This window comes from Pedobacter sp. UYP30 (assembly GCF_040547165.1).
In the GTDB taxonomy this organism is placed as follows: domain Bacteria; phylum Bacteroidota; class Bacteroidia; order Sphingobacteriales; family Sphingobacteriaceae; genus Pedobacter.
In genome coordinates, this window is the sequence record NZ_JBEPPD010000004.1 from 39,423 (window position 1) to 61,933 (window position 22,511).

16 protein-coding genes are annotated in these 22,511 nt (G+C 39.2%); 2 read left to right on the top strand and 14 right to left on the bottom strand.

Annotated features, from left to right (window positions below):
- Positions 1-761: 761 nt before the first annotated feature.
- The 3 genes from odhB to ABIB40_RS06240 form a co-directional block, all read right to left on the bottom strand.
- The gene (gene odhB, locus ABIB40_RS06230) at positions 762-2,024 is read right to left on the bottom strand and encodes a 2-oxoglutarate dehydrogenase complex dihydrolipoyllysine-residue succinyltransferase (protein ID WP_354357100.1); all 1,263 of its coding nucleotides are present in this window, start codon (positions 2,022-2,024) and stop codon (positions 762-764) included.
- A 60-nt stretch (positions 2,025-2,084) separates the two neighbouring features.
- A complete protein-coding gene (locus ABIB40_RS06235) occupies positions 2,085-4,880 on the bottom strand; it encodes a 2-oxoglutarate dehydrogenase E1 component (RefSeq protein ID WP_354357102.1) in 2,796 nt (931 codons plus the stop codon).
- Positions 4,881-5,055: 175 nt separating this feature from the next.
- Positions 5,056-6,330: a DASH family cryptochrome gene (locus ABIB40_RS06240; RefSeq protein WP_354357104.1), complete on the bottom strand. Its 1,275-nt coding sequence runs from the start codon at positions 6,328-6,330 to the stop codon at positions 5,056-5,058.
- 422 nt (positions 6,331-6,752) lie between these two features.
- On the opposite strand from ABIB40_RS06240, the gene ABIB40_RS06245 reads away from it, so the two are divergent.
- Both ABIB40_RS06245 and ABIB40_RS06250 read left to right on the top strand, forming a co-directional pair.
- On the top strand, positions 6,753-7,664 hold the full coding sequence (locus tag ABIB40_RS06245) for a TIGR01777 family oxidoreductase (protein ID WP_354357106.1): 912 nt from the start codon (positions 6,753-6,755) through the stop codon (positions 7,662-7,664).
- Between the two features lie 21 nt (positions 7,665-7,685).
- Positions 7,686-9,008 carry a cryptochrome/photolyase family protein gene (locus tag ABIB40_RS06250; protein WP_354357108.1) on the top strand — a complete coding sequence of 441 codons (1,323 nt, stop codon included), beginning with the start codon at positions 7,686-7,688 and terminating at the stop codon, positions 9,006-9,008.
- Between the two features lie 20 nt (positions 9,009-9,028).
- On the opposite strand, the gene ABIB40_RS06255 is transcribed toward ABIB40_RS06250, so the two are convergent.
- The 11 genes from ABIB40_RS06255 to ABIB40_RS06305 all read right to left on the bottom strand — a co-directional run bounded on the left by ABIB40_RS06255 (position 9,029) and on the right by ABIB40_RS06305 (position 22,447).
- On the bottom strand, positions 9,029-9,895 hold the full coding sequence (locus ABIB40_RS06255) for an FKBP-type peptidyl-prolyl cis-trans isomerase (RefSeq protein ID WP_354357110.1): 867 nt from the start codon (positions 9,893-9,895) through the stop codon (positions 9,029-9,031).
- Between the two features lie 4 nt (positions 9,896-9,899).
- Positions 9,900-10,379 (bottom strand): FKBP-type peptidyl-prolyl cis-trans isomerase, encoded by a 480-nt coding sequence (locus tag ABIB40_RS06260; RefSeq protein WP_354357112.1) that lies wholly within the window; start codon positions 10,377-10,379, stop codon positions 9,900-9,902.
- A 117-nt stretch (positions 10,380-10,496) separates the two neighbouring features.
- The gene (locus tag ABIB40_RS06265) at positions 10,497-12,278 is read right to left on the bottom strand and encodes an acyl-CoA dehydrogenase FadE (RefSeq protein WP_354357114.1); all 1,782 of its coding nucleotides are present in this window, start codon (positions 12,276-12,278) and stop codon (positions 10,497-10,499) included.
- Positions 12,279-12,494: 216 nt separating this feature from the next.
- Positions 12,495-12,863 (bottom strand): four helix bundle protein, encoded by a 369-nt coding sequence (locus ABIB40_RS06270; protein WP_354357116.1) that lies wholly within the window; start codon positions 12,861-12,863, stop codon positions 12,495-12,497.
- Between the two features lie 167 nt (positions 12,864-13,030).
- The gene (locus ABIB40_RS06275) at positions 13,031-14,206 is read right to left on the bottom strand and encodes an acetyl-CoA C-acyltransferase (protein ID WP_354357118.1); all 1,176 of its coding nucleotides are present in this window, start codon (positions 14,204-14,206) and stop codon (positions 13,031-13,033) included.
- A gap of 94 nt (positions 14,207-14,300) precedes the next feature.
- On the bottom strand, positions 14,301-14,663 hold the full coding sequence (locus ABIB40_RS06280) for a four helix bundle protein (RefSeq protein WP_354357120.1): 363 nt from the start codon (positions 14,661-14,663) through the stop codon (positions 14,301-14,303).
- A 39-nt stretch (positions 14,664-14,702) separates the two neighbouring features.
- Positions 14,703-17,108: a 3-hydroxyacyl-CoA dehydrogenase/enoyl-CoA hydratase family protein gene (locus ABIB40_RS06285; protein ID WP_354357122.1), complete on the bottom strand. Its 2,406-nt coding sequence runs from the start codon at positions 17,106-17,108 to the stop codon at positions 14,703-14,705.
- A gap of 31 nt (positions 17,109-17,139) precedes the next feature.
- Complete coding sequence (locus ABIB40_RS06290; RefSeq protein WP_354357124.1) at positions 17,140-17,592, bottom strand: MarR family winged helix-turn-helix transcriptional regulator; 453 nt, start codon at positions 17,590-17,592, stop codon at positions 17,140-17,142.
- Positions 17,593-17,835: 243 nt separating this feature from the next.
- The gene (locus ABIB40_RS06295; RefSeq protein WP_354357126.1) at positions 17,836-18,363 is read right to left on the bottom strand and encodes a DUF4251 domain-containing protein; all 528 of its coding nucleotides are present in this window, start codon (positions 18,361-18,363) and stop codon (positions 17,836-17,838) included.
- Between the two features lie 664 nt (positions 18,364-19,027).
- Positions 19,028-21,106, bottom strand: coding sequence for an insulinase family protein (locus tag ABIB40_RS06300; RefSeq protein WP_354357128.1), 2,079 nt, complete (start codon positions 21,104-21,106; stop codon positions 19,028-19,030).
- A gap of 27 nt (positions 21,107-21,133) precedes the next feature.
- Positions 21,134-22,447, bottom strand: coding sequence for a M16 family metallopeptidase (locus tag ABIB40_RS06305; protein WP_354357130.1), 1,314 nt, complete (start codon positions 22,445-22,447; stop codon positions 21,134-21,136).
- Positions 22,448-22,511 lie beyond the last annotated feature (64 nt).

The following is a 22,511-nucleotide window of genomic DNA, read 5'->3' on the forward strand; positions in this document are numbered from 1 at the left end:
AAACCCGATTGCCGTGTAAAGCCCGGAACGAGAAACGAGTGAGGACTTGCAACAGAAAGCGGGGCTGCAGAACCCAAGAATTGCTGACATTCGTTTCAAAAAAAAAGACCGCCTAAAAAAGCGGTCTCAATTTTTATCTATTCCGTTGGAGGATTGCATTCCCAAAAGTCGGAATAGGCTTTACCTCGCAACGACGGATTTTTTATCAAACCCTGCACATTTCCAGTGCTGAGTTTGTCGAGGGATTTGTTGCACATTTCGACAGGCTACCATTGACGTTTTTATGTAGACGATTAATAATCAGATAATTATACTATTATCTTATTTCTATTACTCCTCCATTCAGCCTTAGCAAATTGACCAACACTCTGCCTTGCGCTGCCCTGTCCGGATGGGAGTCCTACTTTTTTCTTGACAAAAAAGTAGCAAAAAGTCAAGGCTGGCACCCCTTTGGGTAAAAATTCGCCAAGCTGTTTAATATCGATGATTCGAGGCCTTTCCCAGGCTTGTTCCCACGCAAGGCTGCGAATCCTCTTCGTAGCTGCAAAGTGTCCGGTTTCTGCAAGCAGCTTCGGGCGTTTTTTCCTCCAAACTGCTGCTAGGCCAATCCCACCATGCTGGCTATAGCGAGCTTAAACAAAAACGTCATTTATATTGATTTATATGAAATATATTAAACCTCAATGTGACAGTGCGATTGAAGGGAGCTTTGGTCTTTGGTCTTTCAGCTTTGTTCCTTGCTCCTTAATCCTTGCTCTCCTCTATATGCCCAAAAGTAACCGCGCCGGATCTTCTAACAATTGTTTTAAGCGCACCAAGAAGCTTACAGATTCTCTTCCGTCGATAATTCTATGGTCGTAAGACAGCGCTAAATACATCATCGGTCTAATCACAACTTCTCCTTTTTCGGCAATTGGGCGTTCTACAATATTGTGCATGCCTAAAATGGCCGATTGTGGCGAGTTAATAATTGGAGTTGACATCATAGAGCCAAATACGCCTCCGTTGGTAATGGTAAAAGTACCACCTGTCATTTCTTCGATTGTTAATTTGTTATCGCGAGCTTTCAATGCAAGCTCCAAAACAGATTTTTCGATCTCGGCAAGAGATTTACTTTCTGCATTTCTAATTACGGGAACTACCAAACCTTTTGGTGCAGAAACCGCTATAGAAATGTCGGCGAAATCGTTATAGACAATTTGATCGCCATCTATACGTGCATTTACCGATGGAAAATCTTTTAGCGCTTCGGTTACCGCCTTGGTAAAAAAGCTCATAAAGCCCAAACCAACTTTGTACTTTTCTTTAAACTGTTCTTTGTATTTTGCGCGCAAATCCATAATGGGTTTCATGTTTACCTCATTAAAAGTGGTTAACATGGCGGTTTCGCTTTTAACGGCAACCAAACGTTTTGCAACAGTTTTGCGCAATGGCGACATTTTTTCGCGGCGCTCATTTCTATTTCCCGGTTTGCCTTCAACAGGAGCTGGTGGGCGTAAAATAACCTCTGTTTTTCTAACTTCTGCATCAACTGTTTTGCCACTATCTGTTTTTAGCGCATCTTCTTTGGTAATTCTTCCATCAACGCCGGTTCCTTGCACATCTGCAGTTGCAATTCCTTTTTCTGCAAGAATTTTAGCGGCTGCCGGAGAAGGCGTACCCTTTGCATAAGAATCTTTCTCCGAATTTTCCGATTCTGGACTTAGGATTTTAGATTTTTCCTCTACCGCATCTGCTGCTTTTTTATCGCCCGTAGGTGCAGCACTTTCTGGTTTTTTAGTTCCAGCTGCTCCTTCTTCAATGCTACAAACTATTGCACCAATAGGAAGCGTATCGCCTTCGGCAGCAATTATTTTTAAAATTCCTGCAGCTTCGGCGGGTAGCTCAAAAGTAGCTTTATCCGATTCAAGTTCGGCAATAACTTCATCCATTTCTACTGCATCACCGTCTTTTTTAAGCCATTGTGATAAAACAACTTCTGTTATCGATTCGCCAACCGGCGGAACTTTTATTTCTAAACCCATAATGTTTTTGTATGCTGTATACTTTTATTTTTTTTCTATTCCTTACTGCCAATTGATTGTTTAATCTACCGGAAGCAAGGTTTTTGTAGACTTCTTAACAATTTCTTTTACGTCTTTGGTATCTGCAACAGCTAAGGCTGTTGCTATAATATAGGCTTGTTGAGCGGCATGTTGCTTTGCAAAACCTGTAGCGGTACTGCTGCTTTCTTTCCTAGATATTACGTCGATGCCATTTAATCCTGTTTTATATAAATGGCGGAAAAAGTATGGCCAAGCGCCCATATTTTCTGGCTCTTCTTGAACCCAGAAAATCTCTTTGGCATTTTTATATTTTTTCTTAATGGCTTCCATTTGAGTAACGGGAGTTGGATAAAGTTGTTCTACGCGAACAATTGCCACGTGTTTTAAATTATCGTTATTCTTTTTCTCTAACAACTCGTAATAAATTTTTCCGGTACAAAACAATATCCGTTTCACCTGAGATACTGTTGCATTTGCATCATCAATCACTTCCATAAAGCCACCGGTTGTAAAGTCGGCAAGTGGCGAAACGCATTTTGCGTTTCTTAACAAGCTTTTTGGGGTAAAGACAATAAGTGGTTTTCTAAAATCGCGCTTAAACTGACGGCGCAATGCATGGAAAAAGTTTGCAGGTGTACTGCAATTGGTTACCTGCATGTTGTAATCTGCGCAAAGTTCTAGAAAACGCTCTACGCGTGCAGATGAATGCTCGGGGCCTTGACCCTCGTAGCCGTGCGGCAACAACATTACCAAACCATTCTCTCTCTGCCATTTCGTTTCTGAACTTGCTACATATTGGTCTACTACAATTTGTGCGCCGTTAAAAAAGTCTCCGAACTGTGCTTCCCAAATGGTTAAAGCATTGGGGTTTGCCATTGCATAGCCGTATTCGAAACCAAGCACACCATACTCAGAAAGATGAGAGTTATAAATGTCAAACTGAGCCTGTTGGTCAGAAATGTTTGCAAGCGGCACATATTCTGCCTCGCTGTTTTCTAAGGTCAATACCGCATGGCGGTGTGAAAAAGTGCCACGTTCTACATCTTGACCACTTAATCTTACCCTTTTTCCTTCAGACAATAATGTTCCATAAGCCAATTGTTCGCCCATGGCCCAATCGAATACATGCGTATCGTTTACCATTTTGCTACGCTCGGCAAAAAGCTTTTCTATTTTTTTAAAGAATTTTTTATTCTCTGGTAATGAAGTAATTCTTTTTCCTATCTCTAATAAAGTAGATTCTTTTACGGCTGTAATTGGAGATTTCTCGAAATCTTTTGGTGTCGCCATTCTTAAATCTGCCCAAGCTCCACCAAACTTAACCTCGCCGTTGCTGCTTACAAAATCTTTTGCTTCATCGAGCCGCTTTTGCAATACGCTGCGAAAATCTTTCTCCATTTCTTTTGCAAAGCCAACTTCTAAAACGCCTTCTTTGGTGAGTTGATCTATATAAATATCTCTTGGATTTGGATGTTCTTCTATTAATTTATAGAGTAGCGGCTGAGTAAACTTTGGTTCATCTGCCTCGTTATGTCCAAAACGTCGGTAACATAAAATATCTATAAATACATCATTTTTATATTTTTGACGATATTCCATCGCCAACCTAATGGCATAAATCAACGCCTCTACATCATCTCCGTTAACATGAAAAACTGGCGATAAAGTTACCTTTGCAATGTCTGTGCAGTAGGTACTTGTTCTACCGTCTTTATAATTTGTGGTAAAACCTATTTGATTGTTGATTACCAAATGAATCGTGCCTCCGGTTTTATAACCTTCTAACCCTGCCATTTGAATCACTTCATACACAATGCCTTGGCCCGCAATAGAAGCATCGCCATGGATAAGAATTGGCGCTATTCTACTGTTGTCGCCAGCGTATTTAAAATCTATTTTAGATCTACAAAGTCCCTCAACTACCCCATTTACGGTTTCTAAATGTGATGGGTTTGGGCATAAGCTTAGGTGAACGTTCTTGCCGCCATCGGTAGTAACATCTGTAGAATAACCAAGGTGGTATTTTACATCGCCACCATAAGGCGTTTCTGGATTGTAGCTTTTGCCTTCAAACTCTGCGAAAATGTCTTTATAAGTTTTTTGCATAATGTTGGCTAGCACATTTAATCGTCCGCGGTGTGCCATGCCAATTACAAATTCTTCTATTCCTAACTCTGCTCCACGTTCTATAACCGCATCTAACGCTGGTATTAAAGACTCGGCGCCTTCTAAAGAAAACCGTTTTTGACCCAAGAATTTGGTACCTAAGAAATTCTCGAAACTTACCGCTTCGTTAAGTTTACTAAGGATGTGTTTTTTTTCTGCTATAGAAAAGCTTCCTTTATTTCGGCTGCTTTCCATTTTGTCTTGTATCCAATTTAACACTTCTGGCGTACGTAAAAACTTATATTCTGCACCAATATTATTGGCATAGGTTTGTTTTAGTACATGAAGTATGTCTTTTAACTTTGCTGTGCCAATGCCAATTTCCACACCTGCATCAAAAACAGTTTCTAAATCATCATCACACAAACCAAAATTGCTTAATTCTAACGTTGGCAAGTGTTTTCTTCGCTCCCTAACCGGGTTGGTATGGGTAAAGAGATGGCCACGACTACGGTAGCCTTCAATTAAATTTAAAACACTAACTTCTTTTAAAAACTTGCCAGGAACTTGTTCTGTAATTTTAGGGCTTCCAGAAGCTCTTCCAAAGTCGAACCCTTCGAAGAATTTTTGCCAACCAAATTCAACTGAATCTGGGTTTTGAAGGTAAGATTGATATATTGAATCTATGTATTCGGCGTTTGCACCGTTGAGATAAGATAAGCTATCCATTTTTAACGTTTTTCTATAAGCTATACAAAATTAGGGTTTTGCCGTTTAATATCGGCAAAAAACTCTATTTAAATAATGTGGGTAATTGAATAGTTGATTTACTAATTAGTAAGCAAAAACGATGCAAGAATAGCTTTTTTTAGAAATAAAAAAGAATTAATCGAAATTTTTTGGGTTAAGAAGCCCAGGTAAGTGCATAATTTCCCTTTGGGTCTAAACTTTTTATGTTTTTATCAAAATTAAAGTTTGTCTTGCTTTTTTGGTCGGCACCTACCCCCGCCATGTTTGCCCAGTTGCCCCAATTACTAGAAGGGTTGTAGTCGATAAGTTTTTCTTCGAAATACGCAGCTCCATATACCCAAGAGACTTCTAAATTATCAATAAGAAAATGTGCCGCTGTTTGTCTTGCCAAGTTTGAGATATAACCTGTGGAGTTTAGCTCGGTCATTACCGCATCTACCACTGCAAACCCAGTCTGTCCGTTTTTCCAATGGTCAAAATTTACTTCTTCGTTTTTGGTATCTACAGGTGGTTGATTTCCAAAACCATCTTGCTCGTAAAATTTATAGCCATGTTTTTTAAACATAAAGCGAAAGTAATCTCGCCATAGCAGCCCCAATAAAATGTGGTTGAACATGGCCTTTGCATTAGGTATGTTTTCTGAGTTTTTTATTTCCCAGTAAACCTTACGTGGTGATAGGCAACCCATTGCAAGCCAAGCAGAAAGCATAGATTCCATAACCAACGTTTTACATTCAGCCGCATGTTTTATATTAGAAACAGTTTTCTGAAGTAAATTAAGTCCTGCATATTCACCTCCTATAAACTTAAATTGCGCCCTTTTATCGTGTTGCTGTTTTTTAAGGTTAAACTCTTTTAAACTTGGAGGTTTGCCCCAATCTATAACATCTGCTACATTTATTCTGTCGGGAGCGATAAAACAAGGTTTTATAATAGAATCTCTTTCTACTCTTTTTCTAAATTGGTTAAAGGTATCTGGTATGTCCTTAATCGGAAAAGGTAAGTCCGCCTTATTATATAAAGTATGACCAATAAAATGTTTTAGATTGATTTTCTGCTTCCAAAGTTCGTTCTCCAACAAACCCGAAACTGCAGTTTCTTCTTTTGCAACTTCGCGGTGATGGTAAACTTCGGTTATTTCATATTCAGCAACTAAGTTTGGAATGATTTCCTCAGGTTTGCCCTCTTTAATAAGTAGGTTTCCGCCAATTTGCTTAAGTGCATTTCGAAGTGCGAGCACACTCTCCAAAAGGAATTCGGCCCTAATGTTGCCAGTTTTTTGTGTGCCAAAATCCGTTTCGCCAAAAGACCTAGGATCGAAAATATAAACGGGTAATATTAAATCTGATTTTGAAATAGCCTCAACAAGCACTTCATTATCGTGCAAGCGAAGATCGTTTCTAAACCAAACTAAAATTTTTTTTGTCATTTAATGATGGAAAAGGGAAGAGCGTGCACCATTGGTTAATTGCAAATCTATCTTATTTTTTGATGGTTGGCAAAAGCAAGACGGATTCTTTACAAAGTAGTAACAATACATTTAGAAGAAAAAATACAGAGGAAAATCAGAAGTCAGCTGTCAGAAATTAGTTATTTATCGTCCAAAACTAAATTTGTCTTGCCATAGCCGCCCGGCTTAGCCATTACCTGATAGTGAGAAACTTATGTAAGAACGTCAAAGGCAGTTGACCCACCAATGCCCTAAAAATAACTCGAAAAAAAAGCCAGATTGAACAAATATTTTTTTGTACATGTAGCAATTCAATCGTTTTTTTGTCATCGTCTATCATCCCAACAAAACAAACAGCGGCTCATTGTTGTAATGATAATGGAATATTATGGGCAAGATATATGGAAAACAAAGTTTTAATTACTGGTGGAACAGGACTTATTGGAAGAAAGTTAATCGATGCACTATTGGCTACGAATTACCAAGTTGCTGTTTTGGCGAGAAAACCAACCAAAATTAAAAGTGCGGATGTGTTTTTGTGGGATGTAGAAAAGCAGCAGATTGACGAGACATGCTTCGAAAACGTACATACAATAATTCATTTGGCCGGAGCCCCTGTGGTAGAAGAAAAATGGACAACAGCACGTAAGCAAGCAATTATAAATAGTCGGGTAGACTCTACAAAATTGCTATATAATTCTATTCGAAATCAAAAAGATAGTATGGTTAAAAATTTTATATCAGCCTCGGCTGTTGGCTTTTATGGAGATTGTGAAGATGAAATTTTAACAGAAGAACGCGCGCCTGGTTATGGTTTTTTGGCAGACTGTTGTAAACTTTGGGAACAAGCGGTTGAGGAAGGGGAGAAGTTAGGCTTTAGGGTTGTAAAACTTAGAACCGGAATTGTTTTGAGTACAAAGGGGGGGGCTTTGCCTTCTTTTGATAAACCGATAAAAATGTTTGTCGGTGCTGCTTTGGGCACCGGCAAGCAATGGACACCATGGATACACATTGACGATCTGGTTGCCATGTATGTAGAAAGTTTAACCAACCCGACTATAACTGGGAGTTATAATGCATGTGCCCCTTTTCCGGTTACCAATAAAGAAATGACCCGGCAAATTGCAAAACAGCTGCATAGGCCATTTTGGCCAATAAAGGTTCCAAAAAAGGCCATCGAATTGTTGATGGGCGAAAGGGCAGAGGCCATACTAATGAGCAGCAATACTTCTGCACAGAAAATTTTAGATGCAGGGTTCAATTTTAAATTTGCCAGACTGGCTGATGCTTTAAAAAATCTATACAATGAATAACACTACACGCGGAAATAAAATATGACTGATAAGAAGACAGAAGGGAAAGGCCCTATAAACATTTGTTGGCTGCGAAGAGATTTGCGATTAGAAGATAATGCAGCACTTTACCGCGCGCTAAAAACTGGCAAGAAAACGCTACTGCTTTTTATATTTGATAAAAATATCTTAGACAAGCTAGAGAAAGATGATCCTAGGGTTACTTTTATCTATCAAACCATAGAGGATATAAAGAGCGCGCTCCAAAAAAACAAGTCTGATTTGCTTGTAAAATATGGCAAACCAGAGCAAGTTTGGCCTTCGATTTTGAAAGAATACCAGGTAAATACTGTTTTTGCCAATGGAGATTATGAACCTTACGCCAAAGAGCGTGATGACGGCTTGGCGGAATATTTATCTACTGAAGGCGTTCAATTCAAATCGTTTAAAGATCAGGTGGTTTTTGAAAAGGACGAAATTCTAAAATCGGACCAGACCCCTTATACCGTTTTTACGCCTTATTATAAGCAATGGCAGGCGAAGTTGAATGATTTTTACAAAAAGCCCTATCCCACAAAAAAGTATTTCAAAAATTTTTTAGAAACTAAGCCTTTAGAAATGCCAGGTTTAAAAGACATGGGTTTTGAAAAGAGTAAGCTAGCGTTTCCAAAGCTCAATTACAAAAGCAAACTTGCTGATTATGGCAAGAAGCGAGATTTTCCTGCCGATGATGCCACCACCCATATAAGTTTGCATTTAAGGTTTGGCACGGTAAGCATTCGGCAACTGGTAAACGATGCCATTGATGCAAAGGCAAGCGTATGGTTATCAGAACTTGCTTGGCGCGAATTCTATATGATGATTTTATGGCATTTTCCATATTCAGCTTTCCACTCTTTTAAAAAGCGATACGATAACATAAAATGGATAAATGACGAAAAGCACTTTAAAGCTTGGTGTGAGGGTAAAACGGGTTATCCGATAGTAGATGCTGGGATGAGGCAACTTAATGAAACTGGTTTTATGCACAACAGGGTGCGCATGGTTGTGGCAAGTTTTTTAACCAAACACTTGTTAACAGATTGGCGTTGGGGCGAGCAGTATTTTGCAGAAAAACTACTAGATTACGAAATGGCAAGCAATGTTGGCGGCTGGCAATGGGCAGCAGGTTCTGGGAATGATGCTGCGCCATATTTTAGGGTATTTAATCCAGCGCTACAAACAAAAAAGTTTGATCCAAATTTGAAATACATAAAGAAATGGGTGCCAGAAGTTGAGACAGAAAATTATCCTCCACCCATCATAGAACATAAATTTGCAAGAGAAAGAGCGTTGAAGGAATATAAGAGCGCATTAAACACCTAACGCGCTCTTCAGCATAAATTTTACTTAACGCTAACTATTTCTATGTCGAAATCTAAGGGCGATTGTCCTCCTGCCAAATCAGATGGAAGCACCAACCGAAGTTTACCGCCGGCAGTAACTTTGCCAGGCAAGATGAGTTGCCAGCCCTTAAATAAGGTGCTTAATACTGCGGTAAAAGTGCCATCTGTACTATCATCTACAACTGTTCCATCTAAGCTTCTGGCGGTATAATTTACAACGATGGTAGAGTTTAGACTTATGGCAGCAGTTCCCGTACCCGGAGATAGGATAGTGTAGCGCGCCCGTGACGGGTCTTTGGTTAACGCTAAACTGTTATTGGTTTCAAACGTATTAATCTCTAATTCATCAATTTCATTTCTTTTAGATTGGGGATATAATCCTAAATCTACCAAGATATTTTCGTTAGAGCCTACATTAATAGCGCTAAATCCATTGTTACCAAAGGCTAAGTTGGAAGGTATAATTAAGGTGGCTTTTCCACCTCGTTTTAGTTTTGATAATACTTCTCTAATTGGGGTAAAGACGAAAGGGCGGTTGCCAATGGCAAACCGATCAGTGTAACCCAAATACGTACCTGGTATTGCCAGATCGGACGTTTGGTTTAAAACAGTGCCATTTAAGAGTTTGAACGTGTATGAATAAAAGACAGAATCTGAGTTTTGGAGGTCTGCACCTGTTCCTTGGTCGATTATGTTATAATAGTAACCTGTAGAATCTTTGGTAAAATTTTGGTTATTTCCAGCCAAATACGTTTGTATGGCACGATCGTCAACGCTTTGAATACTTTCATATTCTTTTTTGCAAGCGCTAAAGCTCAAAGTTAACGCTAATAACGCCAACAGGTTAATTTTTAAAGATTTGTTCATGTATTTACTTTACGTCTCTAAGGGTTATGGTAAAATCTAAGGTTGAGTTTGGTGGTATACCTTGCTTAGGCACGGTTCCGTATCCGTAGTAGGAGGGAATAAGCAATCTAATTTTGCCGCCCTTCTGGATTTTTGGCAATCCAATCTGCCAACCTCCAATTAGGTTATTCAAAGGTAAGTCTACTGGCGTTCCGTCTGTTTTATCGAACACGGTTCCGTCTAACAAACGCCCTTCATATTCTACACTTACAACATTATTAAGTGTAGGCGCTTTACCAGAACCGTCAGCTATTACCTGATAAAAAATCCCAGAGGGATCTTTTATTGCTGGTATGCTATCAGCAATGATTAATGCTCTTATTGCCGAAGTATCTATCCGAAACTGCGGGTTTGGGTCGTAATTGTCGCTAGTAGCAGATTTTCTACAAGCAGCCAATGAACCTGCCAGCAAAAAAAGAAAAATAAGATATTTCGACTTGACCATAATTGGCAAAATTACGTTTTTATTGCTGACCCTACAATTTTTAACCAATTTTAACAAAATAGATGTAACGTAGATTTAATAATTAGAGCAATAAAACAATAGGTAAGCAATCAAACTTTAAAACGGATATTTACCGTCCTCTATCATTTTAATTGCTACTTCTTGACGAGTTGCCTTAACATTAAAAGGTTCCATTTTGGTAAATCGTTTCAGTCCAATCAACATCATACGCAGTTCGTCTCCATCGGCAAATGCCCAAAGCGCTTCTTTTCCTGCTTTTGCAACGGCGTCTACAGCCTCAACTAAATATATTTTTAATAAATTCAACTGATTTTTTGTGGCTTCTTCCCCGCGTGTGGCACTTAGTTTTTCTGTTCTTAGCAAAGCCGATTCGGCTACATATACATAACCTGCCATGTCTGCAATGTTCATTAAAATTTCTTGTTCTTTGCTTAACGTCATCATTAATTTTTGTACCGCTGCCCCAGCAACCATTAGCGTTGCCTTTTTTAAATTGGCAATTATCTTTTTCTCTGCTGCAAATAGAGCGGTATCTTCTTCGCCGAAATCGGGAATACTCATCAATTCTGCTGCAACGGCTGTGGCCGGAGTCATTAAATCCAGTTCCCCTTTCATGGCGCGCTTTAGCATCATGTCTACGGTAAGCAATCTATTTATCTCATTGGTTCCCTCAAAAATTCTATTTATCCGTGCATCACGATAAGCTCGGTCCATAGGTGCATCTGCAGAGAAGCCCATTCCTCCGTAGATTTGCACGCCTTCATCAACCACATAATCTAAGGCTTCAGATCCCCAAACTTTTAAAATGGCGCACTCCACAGCAAAAGCTTCCACAGATTTTAGCCTGGCTTTCGCCGAATCCATTCCGCCTGCTAGCAACTCGTCATACGTATCATCTATACTTTGGCCGGCGCGATAATTTGCAGAATCTACCGCATAAATTTTGGCTGCCATTTGAGCCAACTTAAATCTTATCGCACCATATTTAGAGATGGGTCTTTCGAATTGAATGCGTTCGTTTGCGTAATTAATGGCTTTATCGAGCGTAGCTTTAGACGCACCGATAGCTGCTGCCGATAATTTTATCCGACCGATATTCAAAATGTTTACTGCTATTTTAAATCCGTTTTGTCTCTCGCTAAGCAGGTTTTCTACAGGCACAGGGCAATCGTTAAAAAATACCTGCCGAGTAGAACTCCCTTTTATTCCCATTTTATGTTCTTCGGCATTCATCGTAATGCCTCCAAATTCTTTCTCAACGATAAAAGCACTTAGGTTTTTATCGTCGTCTATTTTTGCAAATACAATAAAAACATCAGCGAAGCCCGCGTTTGTGATCCACATTTTCTGGCCGTTTATTAAGTAATGTTTTCCGTCTTCACTCCGTATAGCCTTTGTTTTTGCCGCATTCGCATCAGAGCCAGAGTTTGGCTCGGTTAAACAGTAAGCTGCTTTCCACTCGCCCGAAGCAAGCTTTGGAACGTATTTCTGTTTTTGTTCGGCTGTGCCATAATATAAAATAGGGAGCGTGCCGATGCCAGTATGTGCAGAAAGCGCTACGGCAAAAGAATGGCCTTTGCCCGCCACTTCGGTAACCAACATAGAGGTGTTAAAATTTTTACCGAAACCGCCATATTCCTCGGGTACAGAAACACCCAAAATACCCAATTCTCCAGCTTTTGTAAGCAAGCTTGGCATTAACTCCGGGTCTTTTTGAGAGTCAATTTCGTCCAACTTGTTGTTTACTTCTGCTACCAGAAAGTCGTTTACCGTTTGGGCAATCATTTTTTGTTCTTCGTCGAACTCTTCAGGAATAAATACATCCTGGTATTTGGTTTCTTTAATTAGAAATTCGCCGCCTTTTATTTGGTTTTTCATTTTTTTTGGAGTATTTAGTAGCGAGTATCAAGTATCAAGGCTGGACTCAAAACTGCAATATCGCCGGTTGTTTATTTTATATAGTATTTAGTGAAAGAGTATCAAGTAGCGAGTATCAAGACCGGGTTTAGAACTTAGATGTCGCCACACAATCTCGCTTCTCACATCTTGATACTCTATACTCATATCTTGCTTCTCATATCTTGATACTTGTTCTCACATCTTGCCACTCTCTACATTAATTTTTTGCCCTAAAGAATATATCATCTTCTGTATTTCTGTAACTCTATCAATAAGTCTTGATGCAAATTCGTCATTCAACAAACTTAATCGATTTGAAATGATGAGTTGAGTCTCTAATTCAAAAGCAGAGCCTTGACTTATGTTTAAAAAGTGTTTAAATTGAGGGCCACTTCCTCTTCCTGAGCCCTCAGCTATATTTGAAGAAATAGAAACTGAGCATCTTTTCATTTGAGATATCAAACCAAATCTTTCATCAGCGGGCAACAATGCCGTTGCTTTATAGACTTCTACTGCTAAATCAATTGATTTTTGCCAAACTTTTAACTCCTTAAAATTGTGCATGCGTTCAGTTTTAAATTATGAATAAAAATATTTTCGGGCTGGATTTTTTTTAAAAAAAATCACTAAAACACTCGCTATTCTTGATACTCAAACCTTGACACTTGATACTCACATCATGATACTTGAACTCACATCATGATACTTGATACTCACATCTCGATACTCTCTTACAACAACTCAAAAATCCCCGCCGCCCCTTGCCCAGTACCCACGCACATAGTTACCATGCCATATTTTTTCTTCTGACCCTTCAATTCGTTTAAAATTTGTACGGTTAACTTTGCGCCGGTGCAGCCCAAAGGATGCCCTAATGCAATGGCGCCACCATTTACGTTTATTATTTCTTGATTTAAATTTAATGTTCTTATTACGGCTAAAGATTGAGACGCGAAAGCTTCATTCAGCTCAATCAAATCCATGTCGTCTTGTTTTAAGCCAGCTTGTTTTAATGCTTTCGGAATGGCTTCTATTGGGCCAATGCCCATAATTCTTGGCGAAACGCCAGCAACGCTATAACTTACCAATCTGGCAATAGGTTCTGCCTTTAGCTCTTTCATTTTCTTTTCAGACACCACCAACACAAATGCCGCACCGTCTGATGTTTGCGAAGAATTTCCTGCGGTTACCGTTCCCATGACATCAAAAACGGGACGTAATTTTGCTAATTTTTCTAAAGTTGTATCGCCTCTGGGTCCTTCGTCCGTATCAACTACATAAGAGCGTGTCTTTTTTTTCATGTTGGCATCCAAATAAGTTTCATCAACCGTAATAGGTAAAACGCCATCTTTTAAATGCCCATTTTCAATCGCATGAAGTGCTTTTTGGTGCGAGTTAAACGCAAAAGCGTCTTGGTCTTCTCTACTAACCTTATAGTCTCGTGCCACATTTTCGGCAGTAATCCCCATACCGATATACCAATCGGGGTTGTTTTTAGCAACCTCTGGGTTCGGCACTAGTTTCCATCCGCCGAAAGGCATGCCACTCATCACTTCCACACCGCCTGCAATAATACAATCGGCCATACCTGCTTTTATTTTGGCAACAGCGGTTGCGATGGTTTCCAAGCCAGAAGAACAATACCTGTTTATGGTAACGCCAGGCACTTTGTCGGTATTTAATCCCATAAGCGAAATCATCCGACCAATATTTAAACCTTGTTCTGCCTCGGGGGTAGCGTTACCCACAATCACATCGTCTATCTGTTCTTTATCTAAATTGGGTACAGATTTTACCAGTGCTTCGATTACTTCTGCAGCCAAATCATCGGCACGTGTAAAACGAAAAACGCCTCGAGGGGCTTTGCCAACTGCGGTTCTGTACGCGGCTATTATGTATGCTTCCATGTATTAGTATTTAGTAGTTAGATGTTAGTATTTAGACAGCGGGTCTGCAAATAGTATTAAGTAATTAGAGGATAGTATTTAGAAAGCGAGAGCACTATTGGAAAGAGGATTTAAGTTTTGATTGGAACGCGTAGCTCATTTTTTGCCATTCATTTAATTTCTCTGTCAATACATCTAACTCATTTATTTTTAAGTAATTTAAGTTTTTGGATATAATTAATTGCGTTTCTGTTTCGTAAGACGATGCGTGAGCAATAGAAAGAAAATATAAAAATTCTTTCGTCGAATTTCGTCCGGCACCTTCTGCAATGTTAGAGGGTATAGAAACCGATGCTCGATTTATTTGACTAACCAATCCAAATTTTTCTTTATCCGGAAAAGTTGACGTGACTTTATAAATCTCGGTAACAAGCTCAATGGATTTCTGCCAAATTTTCAATTCTTTAAACTTATGCATTTCTAAATACTAATTACTAACATCTAAATACTCATCTACTCAGTTCCTCAACGGTTTCCCCTTAGTAACAATACTTTGTATTCTCTCTAAAGTTTTCCTTTCTCCACAAAGCGATAAAAATGCTTCTCTTTCTAAATCTAATAGGTATTGTTCTGTTACTTCTGTTGGTGATGATAAATCGCCGCCGCACATTACATAACCTAATTTTTCTGAAATTTTCTTATCGTGTTCAGAAATATAATGGCCCGAATACATGCTGTTTGCTCCTGCATAAACGATTCCGAGGCCTTGCTTGCCTAAAACTTTAATGTCTTTCCGTTGCACTGGTTTTGTATAGCCCACATCGGCCAATTCTATAGCTTTCGCTTTTGCATCTGCCAAAAGGCGATTTCTATTCATTGAAATGCTAAACTTACCTTTTTGCAAATAACCCAACTCGTAAGCTTCATAACCCGAAGTAGAAACCTTTGCTGTTCCAATGGTAAGAAAACGGTCTTTAAACGTATTTTGAACAATTTGGTCATCTCTATATTCGTCAGAGGCACGCAAAGCGAATTCTTTTGTTCCACCGCCGCCCGGGATAACACCCACGCCAAATTCTACCAAACCCATGTAAGTTTCTGCAGAGAGCTGAACATGATCTGCGTGAAGACTAAATTCGCAGCCGCCGCCTAGGGTTAAATTGAATGGCGCAACTACAACCGGAATCGACGAATATCTGATTCGCATAGAGGTATTTTGAAACGCTCGAACTGCCATATTCAACTCATCCCATTCTTGCTCGACAGCCATCATAAAAATCATCCCCACATTTGCTCCCGCCGAAAAATTTGCGCCATCGTTGCCAATAACCACTCCGCGATAATCTTTCTCAGCCATATCTATGGCTTTATTTATTCCGGTAATTACGTCGCCACCAATGGTATTCATTTTGGTATGAAACTCTACATTCAAAATTCCATCACCAAGGTCTATGATAGAAACACCAGAGTTCTTCCAAAGCGTTTTGCTTTCTCTTAGGTTATTTAAAATAATAAACGCTTCTGTGCCCGGAACTTCTTTATAACTTTTAGATGGAATGTCATAGTATTTTTTTACTCCACTTTCTACTTTATAAAAAGAAGTGTGGCCGGCATCTAGCATTTCCTGTACCCAAGGCGCTGGTTTATTGCCATATTCTTTCATTCCGTCTATGGCTTCTTTAACGCCAACGGCATCCCACATTTCAAATGGGCCTAATTCCCAGCCAAAACCCGCCCGCATGGCATCGTCTATTCTGTATAGCTCATCAGAAATTTCTGGAATTCTATCTGATACATATTCAAACAGACCAAAGGATGAATACCTAAATAATTCGCCAGCTTTATCTTTACCCTTTACAAAAACCTTCATCCGCTCGCGCAGATTTTCAATCGTCTTTGTCATTTCTAAAGTAGCCGATTTGATTTTTTGCAGTGGCTTATATTCCCAGGTTTTTAAATCTAGGGCAAGTATTTCTGTTTTGCCTTCGGCCGATTTTGTTTTTTTATAAAAACCTTGTTTTGTTTTGTCGCCGAGCCATTTATTTTCTTCTAATTTTTTAACAAAACTTGGCAGCTCAAAAAGATTATGCGCTTTATCGTCTGGAAAATTATCATACAATCCTTTTGCAACTTTAATCATGGTATCTAAACCCACCACATCGGAAGTTCTAAAGGTTGCAGATTTTGGTCGCCCCATGGCCGGGCCAGTAAATTTATCTATTTCTTCTACCGTTAAATCTAATTTTTCTACCAAATGCAACAACGCCATAATAGAGTAAACGCCAACTCGGTTGGCAATAAATGCGGGCGTGTCTTTACACAATACGGTGGTTTTACCCAAAAATTTATCGCCATACTGCATCAAAAAGGCCACAACTTCTGTAGAAGTGTCTTTCGTTGGGATAATTTCCAATAATTTAAGGTAGCGCGGCGGATTAAAGAAATGGCTGCCACAAAAGTGTTTCTTAAAATCTTCAGATCTTCCCTCGGCCATTAAATGGATTGGAATGCCAGACGTGTTAGAAGTGATGAGTGTGCCGGGTGTCCTAAACTGTTCCACTTGATCAAAAACTTTTTTCTTAATCTCTAGATTTTCTACAACCACTTCTATTACCCAATCGCAATTTGCAATTTGTGGCATATCATCCTGAAAATTGCCGGTTGTAATGTTATTTAGCGCTTTTTTAGAGTAAAGAGGAGAGGGGTTGCTTTTAGCAGCCGCTTGCAAAGCCAAATTGACGATGCGATTTTTTACAACAGAACTTTCTAGGGTTAAACCTTTTGCTTGCTCGTCGCTGCTAAGTTCTTTTGGCGCAATGTCTAATAACAACACCGCTACGCCAATATTTGCAAAATGACAGGCAATTCTGGAGCCCATAATCCCAGAACCTAAAACAGCAACTTTCTTAATATGTCTTTCCATGGATGGGGATTTTACGAGATGGGCTATGCTATCAGGCCCTTTTTAAATTTTCAATTTCTTTGTATTCAACGGTGAGTTCGTTTAATTTTATAAGCAAACTGATAAATTGTTGCTTCTCTTTTTTTGTAAAGTGCTCATCGAGGTATTCATTAAATCTGCGTACCACGCCTTTTGCCAATTGTTTCTTCTCCTTTCCTAAAGGAGTTAGCTTTACACTGACAGATCTTTTATCAGCATTAGAAACCTCGCGATAAATTAGGCCGCTTTCTTCCATGTTTTTTAACATGCGAGATAAACTAGTTGCTTTAATGCCTAATAAAGACGCCAAATTTGAAACGGCCGTACCCTCTTCCTCGTCGATGTTTATGAGCATGTAGCCTATGGCTTGGGTAATCCCAAAATTGGCAGCAAGCTGGTTATATCGATTAAAAATGTTTTGCCACGCAAATTTTATGTGGTAATCGAGGGTTTGCTGATATTTCATTTGTTTTATTATGCTTGCATAACAAAGTTAACGAAAGAAAGTTGAATTGTCAATACTAACTTTTAATAAAAATTCTTTGCTAGCTGGGAGACTTGTTATGTGTTGCCAGTTTTAGGTTAGATGTCTGGATGTGACGACTAAAATTTTAACTTTCATGCTATTGTATGTTGCAAGCTGTGGGTTATATTTCCATATTTCGAATTATGACCTTTAACTCTCAACTTTTAACCCTCAACCTTCAACTTACTTTTCTTTCGGCTCCTGTAGAAAACCTTGGTAAGTGATGGGCTGCTTGTAAATGCTATTTGCAACCAAAGTGGCATAACCGCTTTGAGAAATGCTTAACACTAAACGGTAGTTTTCTCCCTTGTTATCTTTTGTGTCTATTTTAATGTCGTAGCTGCCTTTTCTTCCTTGGGTTTTGCTATAGGTAAATTTTTTGGAGTTGAAATTTATTCCACCTTCTGATGGGTTTACAGGCGCTTGATAAGAACGGCCATAGTAGGGCAAATGAGCTACCACACTATCGGCTGTTACCCTAACTGTGTACCCAGACCCAGTAAGGTTAATAACGCTGCCGCCTGAGTTACCGGGTATGCTGCTTAAAACTTTGGCAACATCTGCGCTCGCCAACGGGCTTGCAGAATTCGCCACAAATGTGTAGTTTTTGTTCTCAACTATTTTTTTGGTAGTTGCTTTATCTGTTTGGCTATACGCTTGAGAAACTATCCCCACTAAACACACCATAATACAAAGTTTGAAAGTTTTCATGTTCTAATTTTTTATTTATGTAAAGGCTGAAAGCAAAATAATTGAAGCTAAAAATCTATATTACAGACTATTGCACTGGTTATTAGTGAAATTAATTAATGGATTCTAGTTAACAACATACTAACGATGCTAAGGTTTATCAATTTCCCTAAACAGGCGGTTTATTGCTAACCAAGTTACGAAAAATTCCATAAAAAAACCGCTGCATTTAATGCAGCGGTTTTAGCCAATCTAAGAGCCTGTTTAAATTTTACAATTTTATTTCTCTAGTCAGGCTTAAACCTTACCCAAAACGCCCCTACTTTACCCAACGCTGTTCTATCCGGACGGGAGTTCTGCTTTTTTCTTGACAAAAAAGTAGCAAAACCGAGTATTTCTGCGAGCTCATGAATGCAAATAAAACAATAGATGCTAATGAATAAACTCAAGGCTGGCACTTCTTTGGGTAAAAATTCGCCAAGCTGCTTAATATCGATTATTCGAGGCCTTTCCCCTAGCTTTTCCCTGCGCGCGGCTGCGAATCCTCTTCGCACCAGTAACACGATAGGTCTCTGCAAGCAGCTTTAGGCGTTTTTTCCTCCAGACAGTTGCTAGGCCGATTCCACCGAGCTGCCTATAGCAATCTTTTTTATCAAAATTTAAACAGGCTCTAAATAGTTTAAATCTAATTAAAATCTGCTGCTTTTAATGGCGTATTAACTTTAATATCAGAAATGGTGATGGTAAACTCTTGTGCACCTTGCGGAGTTTGAACAGATTGCATCATAGTGTAAGGAAATAAAATATCGTCAACTTTTTTGTAGTTTTTATATTCAGTCGATTGTGATATTTCTACCGTTCCTTTTTTAGAAGTCTTTTTTTCTTTCAAAAGCAAACCAGTTTTTACATCGTAATACTCAGTTTTTTTCAATCCAGATGGCGATGTAACATTTACTTTATATGTGTCCGCATCGCCAACTTTTGCAATTCCGTCTGCATCTAATTTAGTTCCGTCTGTTGCGTAGTAAAGTTGGTTTATGATGCCTTTCTCATCTTTTTTAGATGTTAGGTCTTCACCGGTCATTTCGCTCTTTTGACCCATTTGTAAAGTGTAGCCGGTATTTCCGTTAAACGATTCTTTCATTGCAGTTTGGCCACCCATGGTAACCTCTACCAAACTAAGGTTTGGTGCCATGTTTTTCATTTCAACGGCTAATTTTTGGCCTTGAATTGCCATTTCACCTTTTTGCTCTACAGAAGTAATTTTCTTAATCGCTGCTTCTCCACCCAAAGCTTTAATGTAATTGCCAATAATTTGCTGCGGCGTTAATTTTGGTGCGTCAGATGCCGTAGATTGAGTAACCGGATTTGCATAGTTATCGAACATATTTACCCTAAACCCATCTTTTTTAAGTTTTTCGACAAATGTTTCGGCTTTGCCAACAACAACAACTCTAGTGTTGTCGTGGTTAAAATATTTTTTGGCTACTCTCAGAACATCGTCTGCCGTTACCGCATTAACCTTTTGCAGGTAGGTTCTGTAGAAATCCTTTGGCAAGTTATTTATCAAGATGTTGCTTGCAAAAGCTGCGGTACGCGCCGGGTTTTCCAATCCCAAAGCAAAAGATCCGTTGTACAGGTTTTTGGCGTTTTGCAGTTCCTCAGCAGAAACTTTGGCTGTACGTATGGTATTTATCTCTTTCAAAAACTCTACTACTGCACTGTCTACCTTTTCGTTTCTAACAGCTGCGGTTGCAGAAAATTTAGTTTGAAATCTGCCTGCACCTGTGCTAGAGTATGCGCCATAAGTAAAACCGTGTTTCTCTCGTAAATTTTTAAACAACCTTCCTTCGGCACCACCGCCCAAAATATTATTGGCCAATAACAACCCAAAATAATCTGGATTGCTTAATGGCAGGTTGATGAGGTTTGTAACAGTTATTTCAGATTGCACGGCGTTGCTCACATCTACCACGTCTACTTCGGTTTTTGTAGGATTTGCGACAGGTTTTAAAGCTGGAAGTGTTAGCATTGTTCCTTTCCAATTGCCAAATGCTTTTTCGGCAAGCGCCTTTGCAGCTGCAGGTTTTATATCGCCAACAAACGTTAAGTAGCCCCTAGAAGGCGTAATGTATTTTTTGTATTCATCTTTTACATCTGCCAAGGTTATATTATTGATGGTTTTTTCTGACTCGAATTCACCATAAGGGCTGTTTATGCCATAAGAAAGTGCATTAACTACGCGAGCAGAAATGGCTGCCGCACTTCGTTCGCTAGATTTTAATCCAGTTAAGGTTTGCGATTTTAACTTATCGAACGATGCTTGTGGAAAGATCGGATTACGCAACCCATCGGCCATAAGCATAAAAGCTGTTGGGAAATACCTAGTTAAGGCAGAGGCGAAACCTCCGCCAGCATTTAAGCTTACGTTTGCACCAAGCTTGTCTACCGCTTCATCAAACTGTATTTTGGTTTTGCTGGTTGTTCCCTCATTTAGCATGCCGCCCATTAAACTGGTTACTCCGGCCCTGTCTCCTTCTGTAATTGGCCCTGCATCTATGCTATAAGTTGCGGTAACTTTTGGTAGTTTATGGTTCTCCACTACAAGAACTGTTATCCCGTTAGGTAATTTATAAATGGTTGGATCGCCAATGGTAATTACTGGCGCAGGGCCTGGGGCGGGCTTATGTGTCCTGTCTATATTTTGGGCCGAAAGCGTTTGTGCACAAAACGCCGCAAGGGCTATCATTACTAATTTTTTCATGTTATCGATTTTTAAAAGCGTAATCGGTTATTTTTTTGGCAAATAATAAAGCACCACGCGTTGGTTCGGGTTTAAGTACTTTTTAGCTACATCTCTAATTTCTTCGCGAGTGACGGATTTTACCACCTCTAGCTCTTGGTTTACGTCGTTGGTGTTTTTTTCGTGAAAGGTGTAGCCATCTGCCAAGTTCTCTGCAACGCCCAACATAGTGCTGTTTTTACTTACATAGCTGTTTTCAAACTGGTTTTCTAACTTTCTATAATCTTCCTCGCTAATAAGATCTGTTTGAAGTCTTTTTACCTCAACATCTATATCTTTAAGCAAATCATTTAACGGCGTATTGTTGTTTGGTAGCGCTAATGTAATGTAAGCACCATAGTTTTCTAGCGTATAGTTGAAAGCTGCTACCTGCAGGGTTGTTTTTTTCTCATCTACCATTTTGGTTTTAAGTCTAGAACTGCCACCTCCCGATAAGAGGTCGCTTATCATGCCCAACACCTTCGTATCTCTACTTCTCATACCCGGAACGCGATATGCGGCAAAAATTGCAGGGATTTGAATATTTGCATCATAAGCAGTATCGATTATTTCTTTGGTAATTGGCTTTAAATCATATTCTTTGCGCCCAATATCTGCGCCTTTGGGCACAGAGTCAAAATAATCGGCAACCAACTTTTTGGTTTTTGCCAAATCTATATCGCCTGCAATAGTTAGCACCGCGTTATTTGGGATGTAATACTTTTTAAAAAAGGCCTTAAACTCGCCCAACTTTGCAGAATCTAAATTGGCCATAGAGCCAATGGTTTGCCAACTGTATGGATAGTTTTTAAAAAGATCCGCAAAAATCTTTTCAGCAAACTTGCCGTACGGAGCATTGTCTATTCTAAGGCGTTTCTCTTCTTTAACAACTTCATTTTGGGTTTTTACACCAATTTCGTTTATAACCGGATGCATCATACGCTCGCTTTCCAACCATAAGCCAAGCGCCAATTGATTAGAAGGGAAAAGTTCGTAATAAAATGTTCTGTCTTGCGTGGTATTTGCATTATTCTGTCCGCCGTTGGCCGATACAAGCTTCATAAACTCGCCACGTTTTATGTTTTTTGTACCTTCGAACAACAGGTGCTCAAAAAAATGGGCAAATCCTGTTCTGTTCTCGTCTTCATCTTTAGACCCGACGTGGTACATTACAGATACCGCAACTACAGGCGCAGTTTTGTCTTGATGTAATACAACATGCAAACCATTTGCAAGGTTGTATTCGGTAAACTGCACTTTCTGTGCAGAAACATTTAGGCAAAAGCCTGCAACGAATAATGCTAAGAGTATTCTTTTTTTCATTTTTTATAAGATTTTTTCGGCGTGATGTTAGCTGTTTCTTAGATTTATGCGTAAAATAGATAAT

Coding starts and splice junctions, on each gene's coding strand:
- ABIB40_RS06295 (WP_354357126.1), bottom strand. CDS start 18,363: ATGAAAACTTTCAAACTTTGTATTATGGTGTGTTTAGTGGGGATAGTT.
- ABIB40_RS06270 (WP_354357116.1), bottom strand. CDS start 12,863: ATGCACAATTTTAAGGAGTTAAAAGTTTGGCAAAAATCAATTGATTTA.
- ABIB40_RS06255 (WP_354357110.1), bottom strand. CDS start 9,895: ATGAACAAATCTTTAAAAATTAACCTGTTGGCGTTATTAGCGTTAACT.
- ABIB40_RS06290 (WP_354357124.1), bottom strand. CDS start 17,592: ATGAAATATCAGCAAACCCTCGATTACCACATAAAATTTGCGTGGCAA.
- ABIB40_RS06275 (WP_354357118.1), bottom strand. CDS start 14,206: ATGGAAGCATACATAATAGCCGCGTACAGAACCGCAGTTGGCAAAGCC.
- ABIB40_RS06260 (WP_354357112.1), bottom strand. CDS start 10,379: ATGGTCAAGTCGAAATATCTTATTTTTCTTTTTTTGCTGGCAGGTTCA.
- ABIB40_RS06265 (WP_354357114.1), bottom strand. CDS start 12,278: ATGAAAAACCAAATAAAAGGCGGCGAATTTCTAATTAAAGAAACCAAA.
- ABIB40_RS06240 (WP_354357104.1), bottom strand. CDS start 6,330: ATGACAAAAAAAATTTTAGTTTGGTTTAGAAACGATCTTCGCTTGCAC.
- odhB (WP_354357100.1), bottom strand. CDS start 2,024: ATGGGTTTAGAAATAAAAGTTCCGCCGGTTGGCGAATCGATAACAGAA.
- ABIB40_RS06305 (WP_354357130.1), bottom strand. CDS start 22,447: ATGAAAAAAAGAATACTCTTAGCATTATTCGTTGCAGGCTTTTGCCTA.
- ABIB40_RS06285 (WP_354357122.1), bottom strand. CDS start 17,108: ATGGAAAGACATATTAAGAAAGTTGCTGTTTTAGGTTCTGGGATTATG.
- ABIB40_RS06300 (WP_354357128.1), bottom strand. CDS start 21,106: ATGAAAAAATTAGTAATGATAGCCCTTGCGGCGTTTTGTGCACAAACG.
- ABIB40_RS06280 (WP_354357120.1), bottom strand. CDS start 14,663: ATGCATAAGTTTAAAGAATTGAAAATTTGGCAGAAATCCATTGAGCTT.
- ABIB40_RS06250 (WP_354357108.1), top strand. CDS start 7,686: ATGACTGATAAGAAGACAGAAGGGAAAGGCCCTATAAACATTTGTTGG.
- ABIB40_RS06245 (WP_354357106.1), top strand. CDS start 6,753: ATGGAAAACAAAGTTTTAATTACTGGTGGAACAGGACTTATTGGAAGA.
- ABIB40_RS06235 (WP_354357102.1), bottom strand. CDS start 4,880: ATGGATAGCTTATCTTATCTCAACGGTGCAAACGCCGAATACATAGAT.